General features: G+C 43.2%; 7 protein-coding genes and 1 tRNA gene. 6 read left to right on the forward strand and 2 right to left on the reverse strand.

The window, feature by feature from the left end:
• Window positions 1-143 precede the first annotated feature (143 nt).
• From AC1HCU_RS13400 to AC1HCU_RS13415, 4 genes are all read left to right on the forward strand, one after another.
• A complete protein-coding gene (locus AC1HCU_RS13400) occupies window positions 144-2,858 on the forward strand; it encodes a TonB-dependent receptor (protein ID WP_480366718.1) in 2,715 nt (904 codons plus the stop codon).
• 43 nt (window positions 2,859-2,901) lie between these two features.
• Window positions 2,902-4,068 (forward strand): hypothetical protein, encoded by a 1,167-nt coding sequence (locus AC1HCU_RS13405; RefSeq protein WP_286860316.1) that lies wholly within the window; start codon window positions 2,902-2,904, stop codon window positions 4,066-4,068.
• A 119-nt stretch (window positions 4,069-4,187) separates the two neighbouring features.
• Window positions 4,188-4,673, forward strand: a complete 486-nt coding sequence (locus AC1HCU_RS13410; protein ID WP_286860319.1) for a toxin-antitoxin system YwqK family antitoxin — start codon at window positions 4,188-4,190, stop codon at window positions 4,671-4,673.
• Between the two features lie 109 nt (window positions 4,674-4,782).
• Window positions 4,783-5,142, forward strand: a complete 360-nt coding sequence (locus AC1HCU_RS13415) for a carboxypeptidase-like regulatory domain-containing protein (protein ID WP_286860322.1) — start codon at window positions 4,783-4,785, stop codon at window positions 5,140-5,142.
• A 119-nt stretch (window positions 5,143-5,261) separates the two neighbouring features.
• Here AC1HCU_RS13415 and AC1HCU_RS13420 read toward each other — a convergent pair whose 3' ends face one another.
• Together AC1HCU_RS13420 and glmS are read right to left on the reverse strand one after the other, a co-directional pair.
• Window positions 5,262-7,538: an inorganic phosphate transporter gene (locus tag AC1HCU_RS13420; protein WP_480366721.1), complete on the reverse strand. Its 2,277-nt coding sequence runs from the start codon at window positions 7,536-7,538 to the stop codon at window positions 5,262-5,264.
• A gap of 160 nt (window positions 7,539-7,698) precedes the next feature.
• Window positions 7,699-9,540 carry a glutamine--fructose-6-phosphate transaminase (isomerizing) gene (glmS, locus tag AC1HCU_RS13425; protein ID WP_480366723.1) on the reverse strand — a complete coding sequence of 614 codons (1,842 nt, stop codon included), beginning with the start codon at window positions 9,538-9,540 and terminating at the stop codon, window positions 7,699-7,701.
• A gap of 522 nt (window positions 9,541-10,062) precedes the next feature.
• Between glmS and AC1HCU_RS13430 the strand changes: the two genes are divergently transcribed.
• A complete protein-coding gene (locus tag AC1HCU_RS13430) occupies window positions 10,063-11,397 on the forward strand; it encodes an NADP-specific glutamate dehydrogenase (RefSeq protein WP_286880278.1) in 1,335 nt (444 codons plus the stop codon).
• Between the two features lie 129 nt (window positions 11,398-11,526).
• Window positions 11,527-11,600: transfer RNA gene (locus AC1HCU_RS13435), tRNA-Arg, on the forward strand.
• Window positions 11,601-11,657 lie beyond the last annotated feature (57 nt).

Consider the following 11,657-nt stretch of genomic DNA (forward strand, 5'->3'; position numbering starts at 1 on the left):
CTATCGCTGTAAATGAAAGTGAGGATGGTCGCCCCGTTTTTTTATGTGCCCTAAAATCTTAACAAAAACGTAACGCAAGCGTAACCGTTCTGTAACATTTATAACAGACCTTTGTGCCGAAAATGTAACTTAATATTGAATTTGTGACACGTAGATTTGATTTGTCAAAATTTTTGTCCGGTCTGTTTTTATTACTCCTTTTCTTTACGCTTTCTGCTCAAGCTCAGACAGCCACCATCAGGGGCACAATCACGGACGCAAAAACCAACGAGCCGCTCATCGGCGCATCGGTATTAATAGAGGGAACTACCAGCGGAGCTGCAGCCGACTTAGACGGTAATTTTGTTATTCACAACGTAGGTTCAGGAACACATACCCTTATTGCATCCTATGTTGCTTACCAATCCGTCGCCATAACAGACGTTGTGGTACAAAATAACCAGGAAATCGTCGTAAATATTCAAATGACTTCTGACGATATTAGCTTGGAAGAAGTAGAAGTAGTGGCACGTGCCAACCGCGAAAGCGAGAACATCCTGTTGATGGAACAACGTCAGGCGCTCGTGGCTACCCAGGCTGTGGGAAGCCGGGAATTATCCAGAAAAGGTATTGGCGATGCCAGGGCCGCGGTAGCTCAGGTATCTGGCATTTCCCGTCAGGAAGGGGTGAAAAACGTGTTCGTCCGTGGACTGGGAGACCGTTATAATGCTACTCTGCTGAACGGATTTCCTATCCCCTCGGAAGATCCGGAATATAAAAATATTGCGTTGGAGTTTTTTGGAACTGATGTCATCCAGAATATCGGTATAAGCAAAGTTTTTAGTGGAAGCAGCTATGCTGACGTGGGGGGTGCACTTATCGACATCACCTCAAAGGAACTGATAGATGAGAAGGCTTTGAATATCGATCTTTCGGCTGGCTTGAACAGTGCTGCAATGGGAAGTGATTTTTTGCGTCAGGAGGGTGCCAATTATTTTGGATTTACCAATACAAGACAACCGGTCGCCAATCAGTTCAATTTTCCCAATAGTCTTGATCCTTTGAAGGTTTCTGTACCGATGAATCACAGCTTCGGTCTTTCCGGTGGAAAGATGTTCCATATGGGTGAAAACAGAAATCCTCTTTCTTTTTTTATGGTCGCATCACATAGTTCTGATTACTCCTACACCCGGGAAATCGTACGTAACTCCATCACAAGCGGGCTTGTCTACCAGGATCAGGAAGGTGAAAAGTATTCACAAAATGTTAACCAGCTTGTATTGGGTAATCTGAATTACAACCTGAACCGTAAACACAGCCTGCAATATAATTTCATGTTGATTCATGCCAACAACCAATATGTAGGCGAATATTCAGGTAAACATGGTGAACGGCATCAGGACAGTGAAGACTATATGGGTTTTCATCGTAGACAGCAGTCGAACGATAATTTGCTTATTACCAATCAACTACACTCCGACTGGAAGTTGACGGATAAACTGAATCTGGAAGCGGGTGTTTCTTATAATGTAATCAAAGGTCTGGAACCCGACCGCCGTGAAAATTACCTCTCCAGGATGACGGATGGTTCTTATATTCTTACGGGGAGCAACCGGCAGAAGCGTTTTTTCTCAACCTTGAAGGAAAATGACATCAATACGAAAGCAAATCTGACTTACAGATTGAATGACCGCTTTAACAGCGGCAGATCATCCATTATGTTTGGATATACAGGACGATTTGTGGATAATCACTTTGAAGCTGTGGAGTACAACTTTACGGCTGTACCCGGTACCATTTCCATGGACCCGCTTCAGCTGGATAATTTCTACAACGATTCAAACCTGAAAGCCGGACTTTTCGAGATGACCAGAGGCGACACCAATTCATATGAGGTTACCAAATTTATACACTCCGGATTTGCGGAAGGTACGTGGCAGTTATTCCAAAACGTCACCGGTAATATCGGTTTGCGTATGGATATTGCGGATATGACGGTGAATCACCATGTACAGCATGTGCAACCGGGCGAAGAATCTATCCGGAAAAACTACTTTTTACCCAGCTTAAACCTGAAGTACGACCTGAACGATAAAAACAGTATGCGTCTGGGAGCAAGCAAATCCTATACATTGCCCCAATCAAAAGAAATATCACCCTATCAGTATGTGAATATTTCCTTTTCCAGCCAGGGTAATCCCAATATAAGACCATCAGATAATTACAATGTTGATTTGAAGTGGGATTATTACATGGGCCCCGGTGAGCTGTTGACATTGACAGGATTTTATAAATATATTGTAAATCCCATAGGTCGGGTGGATCAGGGTAATTCGGCAGGACTCCTTACCTATGACAATATCAGTGATCATGCCGTTGTGGGTGGTATGGAATTTGAACTCAGGAAGAATCTTTTCAATCGTTTCAACACTCAATTGGAGAAGATGAATAGACTCTCCGTCGGATTAAATGCATCCTACATATACACTAAACTGAAATTGGACATTCTCAATACTGAGCCCAGGAAGAGCGGACTCGAGGGAGCATCACCCTTTCTTGCAAATCTCGACTTGTCCTACACCCACACCAGAAAAGAGAAGAGCTTTTTAGTTTCTCTCATTTTCAACTATTTCAGTAATCGTATCCATACCATAGGTGCCAAGGGGTTCAAGGATATTATCGAAGAAGGCGTACCCACTCTCGATTTTGTATCTTCATACAGTTTAAACAGACAACTTTCGCTGAAACTGAAAGCACAAAACATGCTGAATTCAACTTACCGGTTATCGAGGGAAAGCAGTGTGTCGAATGAGAAGGTAATACTGAACGAGTTTAAAAAAGGACAAAATATAAGTCTTGGCGTAAGCTACGAATTTTAAATGCGGATAATTTGTAATATTATTAATTTTAATTGGACAAAAGATGAAAAAGATTTTTTTGAACTTCTTAATGTTTGCAGCACTCCTGACACCTCTTGTGTTAGCTTCGTGCGGTGAGGATGACAACAACGAAACGGACCCGGTTGAAGACAATAAATTGTCTGGTTCAATCAAGGATACAAAAACGCTTGACGCAAATGTGGAGTACCTGTTAACAGGTCCGCTTCTTGTGGAAGAGGGGGGTGTTTTGAACATTCCTGCGGGAACTACCATCAAGGCACAGCAAGGTTTTTCAAGTTATATTCTGGTATTGCAGGGAGGAAAAATCAATGTAAGAGGAACTGCCTCGGCACCAGTAAAGATGATTGCCGATAAGGAAAGTGCCGGACAAGGGTATTGGGGAGGATTAATCATTAATGGCAGAGCGCCTTTGGCTTCACCCAGTGAGGTGGGAAGTACCGAGGTAAACTCAGCCTATGTATACGGAGGTACTAATGCAGCAGATAATTCTGGAGAATTGACATTCCTTATCTTGGGAAACACCGGGGCACGCTCAAGTGCCGACGTGGAACACAACGGTCTCACTCTGAATGGTGTGGGTAATGGTACCAAAATAAGTGATCTTTATATTTATGATGGTGCTGATGACGCAATTGAATTTTTTGGCGGTTCTGTTAATGTAAACAATCTGCTGGCAGTAAATTCGGATGACGATATGTTCGACTTTACACAAGGATATAACGGCACATTAAAAAATGCATACGGTATCTGGGAAGCAGGTTATTCAAGCAGTGAATCTGACCCCCGCGGAATAGAAGCTGACGGAAACCTGGATGGTGGCTATTCCGGACATCCAAACCAATCTGACTTCAGGGTGGAAAATATGACCGTCGATCTGAGGCTTGCTGCCGTGAGCTTTGAAGCAGCCGATAAACCTAAAAGGATGCAGGACGTGATTAAGATCCGTCGTGGCGCAAAAGCCACCGTCGTGAACGCACTTGTAAAAGGTACCGGAACGGTGGAAGATTTGGTTGATCTTACCGATTCAAAGGGAGTGGCCGCTGTAGGTACAACCATCAGCCTGACCAATGCACTGACCAATGCACCCCAGCGTCCCACGAATCCTGTGATCGCGCCAGGTGTTACCATTGGTGGCAGCAACACAGGCTGTCCGACCAACATTTTTGCCTGGACGGGTTATCAATTCTAATCAGACACGGGTCTCACAATAACGGAAAAAGTACCCTGATGAATTTAAGGGGTGCTTTTTTCATTATTCGTTTGCTTATTAATTGTATCTTTGTTAGTAAGCTATTAATACCTACTCCTATGAAAAAGAAAATATATTCATTTTTTATCGCATTCTCTGTGGTTTTATGCATGCCGGCGCAAAGACTGCAGGAGAATCCCCAGATTTATCAATCGGGAGGCATTTATTATCGCGACCGGGCACAGACTGAATTCTATACCGGTGATTACCGGGAGTATTACGAGAACGGCACCCTCAAACTTGAAATACAAATTAAGGATGGTGTTCCCGAAGGTGCCTATGTGGTATATTTTGAAAACCGAAAACCAAAAGAAATACGTTCATACAAAGAAGGAAAGTTGCATGGCTTGTGGCGGAGCTATGATATTTCGGGACAGCTGATCTCAGAAGCCGAATACAAGAATGACAGAAAGCACGGTACCTGGCGTATTTGGGATGAACTGGGCACACAACGATACGAGATGAATTACTACGACGGCAGAAAAACCGGTATCTGGCGTATGTGGGATGAAAAAGGAGTACTGGTGGACGAAAAAAGGTACTGATAATCAATTAGTCGACATAAAAACTTAACAAAAACTTCATAAAAATGTAACAGGTTTATTCTCCGATGTGCTTACCTTTGTGTCAGTAAATAAACAAAAAAATACACTTATGAAGTCTGTTTTAGTTTTTGCCGTTTCTTTATTGCTTTCTGCGTCTTCCTTTGCAAGCAAGGATAATAATGATGAAAAGGTAAGAGAAACCAGGTCGGTTGCTCAGGTTGAAAGTGTGAACGCATTACAGCTGACAGGTTCTGTTGTAGATGAAAAGAATAACGAAACTCTGGCGGGTGCTGCTATTGTGGTCGACGGAAAAAAATATTATTCCGATCTGGATGGAAAATTTACCATTACCGGTGTGAAACCCGGAAAATATGCATTGCAGGTAGAATTGATTTCTTATGAACCTGTATCCATGGATGTGGAATTGACAGAAAATCAGACGCTGGAAATCAGTCTGCAACAAAAGTAAACCCAGTCGTCTAGACACCTACAAAAAATTTACGCGGATGATACATATATTACGTATCATCCGCGTTCTGTTTATATCTTCTTTATGTTTTTAGTGACTCCCAACAGACACTATTCCGGTTAGTTCAATGTTACGTCCATGATAAGTTTTTTCGGGTCGCGGCCAGCTACCGATTTTGCATACTGTTCTTTAAAGTTGCGATGCGATTTCATAAGGTTGCTCGATTGCAGAGTAATGATTTTTGATTCATTTACCAGATTCAGAAACAGAATGCTATTTCGGGTACTTGATTCATTTTCCTTGACTCTTTTTATCTGTCGCTTTGTCATTTTTGAATTCAGTTCAATAATTGTCTCCCGCATGGCTGTTACCTGATCAAAGTTACTGTAATCCCCGCTTATATCCATGTTGGAGTAGCTTGTATACACATCCGAGAGATTTTTGAAAACAACTCTCAGATCGTTGATCTGTTCCTTTGAAAAAGCGGAATGATTGTTGTCGATATATTGAAAAGTCGCTTCTGAAATGGCTTTGAGTGATTTTGTTATTTCATATGAATAGTCTACCAGCTGCACATATTCCTGTTCAAGCTCAAGGGCGTTGACCTGAATACTCTCCAGCGTGGGAACTACCTCATAATCTCTCTTATCCTTGAATTTTATATACAACTCGTTTGCTTCCGTCATGGCTTTCCTTGCCACTTTTCTGTTTTCGGATTCCAGCCCGTCCACAACCCGCTTATAGGTGGTCAATGTTTTATCCAATAAAAGACGCACTTCTTCATTGCTTGAGGTAACCAGTTGTACTTCGTTGGAGAGTATCTGCTGATGCTGCAGCTCTTTGGATTTCCTTTTGGTGTGTAATCTGTCGGATTTGAAAAGAATCAATATAACCAGTATGACCATGATCGCTATTGCTATTTTTCCTCCCCATACCAGAAATAATCCTACGGCAAATGAAGCAGTGAATGCAACCAGTGCCGTAAGAAGCCAGCCGGCAACTACCGTGAGCACACCGTTTATCCTATAAACCGCACTTTCGCGTCCCCAGGCCCTATCGGCCAGCGATGATCCCATGGCAACCATGAAGGTTACATACGTGGTGGAGAGCGGTAATTTTAACGAGGTCCCCAGTGAGATTAAGAGAGCAGAGATCGTAAGATTGATGGAGGCCCTGATTAAATCGAAAGAAGCCTTATTCTCCAACTCTACCGGTTCGAACCTGCTTTCGAGAAAACTTTTTACCTGAGCCGGCATAATTTTGCCCATCGATTTGCTGAAATTAAGGCTGCCTCTTACCAGTGAACGGGACAAGGGTGATGAGGAAAATCGCTCCACTCCCTCTCCCTTACGGGCAAGATTAACTTCTGTCTCTGTTACACTGCGTGATTTTTTTGAAAGCCAGAGAGCCAGTACCATAATCACACCTGCTCCCAGCAGCCAGCCAGTTTTAGCGATTACCGGTTCTGATAATCTGCCCATATGAAGTGTCTGGATGTCTCCGCCAGAAGCAGCCACACCTTGTGCAATCTGGAATGAATCGAATCCTGCCAGGAAAACCCCGATAAAATTTACCAGGTCGTTTCCTGCAAAAGCCATCGCAAGAGCCGCTGTTCCCGCCAGCACAATCACTTTTAAAATTTTTACGCGAAAGAGATGCTGCAAGAGTGCCATTAACAGTGTCCACCCCAGGAAGGTGTACAAGAGAGCCGTACCCATGTTGTATTCAAGGTAGCTGAGCATCTCCGGAGTAACCAGTATACTGCCTTTCAGCCCTTTGAAAATTGCGAAGTAGGTAATTGAAGTCAATGCAATTCCTCCCCATAGGGCACCCAGATATTTAAACATTTTCCCGTAATTGAACGAGAAAATTAAACGGGATATATACATAATAATGCTACCCACCACAAAGGCAATAGCAATAGAAATAAAAATACCACCGATAATTGCCAGTGCTTTCCCACTGTTGATATAGTCTCCCAAGTTCTCACCTGACCCCGTTGTCCATAGCGAAAATAACGCGACAGCAACAGCTGCGCCCAATAGTTCAAAAACCAGCGAAACGGTAGTGGAGGTGGGCAGGCCGAACGTATTGAACAGGTCCAGCAGCACCACATCGGTCAACATCACCGCCAAAAAAAGCATCATGATTGCAGGGAAAGTAAACTTTTCAGGATAAAAGACACCGCTACGGGCAATCTCCATCATGCCGCTCGAGAACATCGAACCTATTAGCACACCCAAAGAGGCCACGGTGAAGATCACCCATAGGGGAGCTACCTTAGAGCCGATACTGGAGTTGAGGAAGTTGACCGCATCGTTGGCTACACCTACCACAAGGTCGAGTGCTGCCAACCCCAAAAGAACAATGACAATAATTAAATAAATTGAATCCATTGGAAGTTGAATGACTTTTTCAATTGTAACAAGAACAATTATGAAGATTTTGAATTAAACGGAGTCAAAGTTATAAAATATAGATAAAAGTAAAAAACAATGGTTCAAATATATTGCTCGTGGCTTTCACTTTTTCGAAAAAACAATTGGTTTAAGTTTTTTATTCTACTGTGACGGATTTTGCCAGATTGCGGGGTTGATCCACATCACACCCTTTCACAACGGCAATGTGGTAAGCCAGCAATTGTAAAGGGATTACAGAAAGCAGTGGCGAGAGGCAGGGAATGGTTTCAGGCACTTCGATGCTGTGTGCGGAAAGCTTTTTAATCGTGTCATCTCCTTGGGTGACAATGGAGATAATTCTACCTTTACGCGCCTTGATCTCCTGGATATTACTGGCTACTTTTTCGTATGTGTCCGATTGGGTAGCAATGGCGATGACCGGCATTTCATGACTGATAAGGGCGATGGGGCCATGCTTCATTTCTGCGGCGGGATAACCTTCGGCATGGATATAGGAAATTTCTTTCAGTTTAAGCGCACCTTCCAGCGCCACCGGGAAATTATATCCCCGCCCAAGGTAGATACAATTGCTGGCATAGGTAAAGGTTTTGGCCAGTTCGGCAATCTGATCGTTTTTATGGAGTACCTCACCCACCTTTCCGGGAATCAGACTTAATTCTTTGATTAATCCTACATATTCGTTATGCGATATAAACCCTTTCTCTTTGGCGATGAGAATACCTAACATGATTAGCACGCTTACCTGTGCCGTAAAAGCCTTGGTAGATGCTACTCCGATCTCGGGCCCAACATGGGTATAACATCCCGAGTGGGTGTTTCTGGGAATGGATGAACCTACCACATTGCAGATACCAAAAATAAAGGCACCGTGTTGTTTTGCCAGCTCAACAGCAGCCAGCGTGTCGGCTGTCTCTCCCGACTGGGAAATGGCAATGACAATATCATCCTTGTTGATAACCGGTTTTCTGTAGCGAAACTCCGAAGAATATTCCACTTCCACAGGAATCCGTGCGTACTCCTCAATCGCATACATTCCTATCTGGGCCGCATGCCATGACGTACCGCATGCAGTAATGATAATGCGCTTTGCCTGCAGGAACTTCTCCCTGTTGTCGATAAAGCCGGCCAGTGTAATATTGTCCGAATCCACATTCACCCTGCCACGCATACAATCGCTTAACGTAGAAGGTTGTTCAAATATTTCTTTGAGCATAAAATGGGGGTAACCCCCTTTCTCCAGCTGGCTGAGTGTCATTTCCAGCTTTTTTATCTCAGGAGTCTTTTCGATATTTCCTATCGTCTTGATTCTGAGTGGCTCATTACGCTTGATCGTCACAATCTCCTCTTCACCCACATAAATCACCTGATTGGTGTATTCAATGATGGGTGTGGCGTCGGATCCGATAAAATATTCATCTTCACCAATGCCAATCACAAGCGGACTTCCTTTTCTGGCGGTGACGATCAAATCAGGATTGTGCTTCTCCAGAACGGCGATGGCGTATGCACCCACGACCTGATTAAGAGCTAGCTGAACGGCCGTAGGCAGATCCACATCGTTTTTGATCTTCATGTATTCTATCAGTTGCACCAGTACCTCTGTGTCGGTTTGGCTCTGAAACCGGTATCCCTCCTTCATTAAACCATCTTTTAGGACAGCGTAGTTTTCTATGATGCCATTATGAATAATTGCAATATCTTCCGACTGTGAATAGTGGGGATGTGCATTGTTCTGCGTAGGCTCCCCGTGCGTGGCCCAACGGGTGTGTGCGATTCCGATGGTACCTGAAATATCTTTCTGCTGTGCAAACTGTTCCAGTTCGGCTACTTTTCCTTTTGCCTTGTATACTTTAAGGCTTTCATGATCAATTAATGCAATGCCGGCACTGTCGTAACCGCGGTACTCGAGCCTGTGAAGGCCTTTGATCAATATGGGATAAGCTTGCCTGTTGCCAATATAACCTACGATTCCACACATAGATGTCTTATTTAAGGGTGATTTTTATTGAGAAGCAATATGGTCTGTTTTTGATAGAACAGATGAGAAAAGTGATAACCTGAGAAAATAGTATCGGATGTCTTCATCATTCCACAGATACTGCTTTAAAAAAAGATTTACAAAAATGCACTATCTTTCCGAAATGACAAAGGGATGAATCATAAACATTAAAATTTTAACTATATTACCTTATCCCTTTTATTTATCTTTGCGGGTATAAATCAAATTGCTATGGCAGGAAAAAGACTTTCTCAAACTCAAATTGCAAGTATCCTTATTCTTTGGATTGTACTGGTCGTCTACATTTTATTGTATGCCCATCTCACTGTGTTTACCCTATTCTCTATTCTTATGTCGGGTGTCATTGTCTTTATTCCTATTTACAAAAGTCTAAGAAAATAGCTCTTTTTGTATCAAAAATAATATTTTTTACTCCGAAACTTTTATTTTAGAAATTTTTATATACCTTTGTGCTCCAATATGATTATTTAAAGGTTTAATATGAATACTACACAGGTTATCGATCTTTTAAAAAGGCGTTTTCCTAACGAGCCTGAATATCTGCAGGCCGTGGAGGAAGTAGTGGAATCTATTGAGGATGTGTATAATGAACATCCCGAGTTTGAAAAGGCCAATCTGATTGAGCGGTTAATTATTCCCGACAAGATTCATTCTTTTCGGGTGACGTGGGTGGATGATAAGGGCAATGTGCAGACCAACATGGGTTACCGTGTACAGCACAACAATGCAATTGGTCCATATAAGGGAGGTATACGCTTTCATGCTTCTGTTTCGCCATCGATCCTGAAGTTTCTTGCGTTTGAACAAACTTTTAAAAATGCACTTACCACGTTGCCCATGGGTGGCGCAAAGGGGGGATCCGACTTCTCGCCCCGTGGCAAGTCCGACGGAGAGATTATGCGTTTCTGTCAGGCTTTTACCGAAGGTTTGTGGAAAGTTATAGGTCCCGATACCGACGTGCCTGCCGGCGATATCGGTGTGGGTGGACGTGAAGTAGGTTATATGTTCGGGAAATACAAAAAACTGGCAGGTGAATTTACTGGAACCTTTACAGGCAAGGGCCGCGAATTTGGCGGATCGCTGATCCGTCCCGAGGCAACCGGTTACGGTAATGTTTATTTTCTGCTGGAGATGTTGAAAACAAAGAATATCGACATAAAAGGGAAAAAATGTCTGGTTTCCGGTTCAGGAAATGTAGCACAGTATACCTGTGAGAAGCTGATCGAGCTTGGTGCAATTCCGGTGACACTTTCCGATTCAGATGGTTATATATACGATCCGGAGGGAATTACTGCTGAAAAGCTACGGTTTGTGATGGAACTCAAGAATCTCTACCGTGGTCGTATCCGGGAGTACGCCGAAGAATACGGCTGTAAATATGTCCCGGGAGCGCGTCCCTGGGGAGAAAAGGGTGATATAGCCCTTCCCTCCGCCACGCAGAACGAGATTAGCCAGGCAGATGCGGAAGCGTTGGTGAAAAATGGTGTTTTTGCCGTATCAGAAGGAGCCAATATGCCCAGTACACCACAAGCAATCGAAGTGTTCCAGAGTGCAAAGATCCTTTATGCTCCCGGAAAGGCAGCCAACGCCGGTGGTGTATCGGTGTCAGGACTGGAGATGACACAAAACTCGGAACGTTATAGTTGGTCTGCCGAACAGGTCGATGAAAAGCTGAAATGGATCATGACCAATATTCATGAAAATTGCATGAAGTATGGTACTGAAAGCGATGGCTACGTAAATTATGTGAAAGGTGCCAATATTGCCGGTTTTATGAAGGTGGCGAAGGCGATAATGGCTCAGGGTGTGCTCTAAAAATAGGTTCAAAGTATTTTAAGTAAAAGCGGCATTTGCCGCTTTTTTTATGAAGAAGCTTCAAATACAGATTTATAAATTTTTTTTATTCTGAGAATTGACGTATTTTTGCATCCTCAAATAAAGGAGGGTCCGGTAGCTCAGCTGGATAGAGCAACAGCCTTCTAAGCTGTGGGTCGTGGGTTCGAATCCCGCCCGGATCACTTTAAAAATAAGGCACTTATCGGAATCTCCGGTGAGTGTTTTGCTTTTTGTGTAAA

The sequence above is a fragment of the Proteiniphilum sp. LBM24028 genome, from assembly GCF_056629195.1.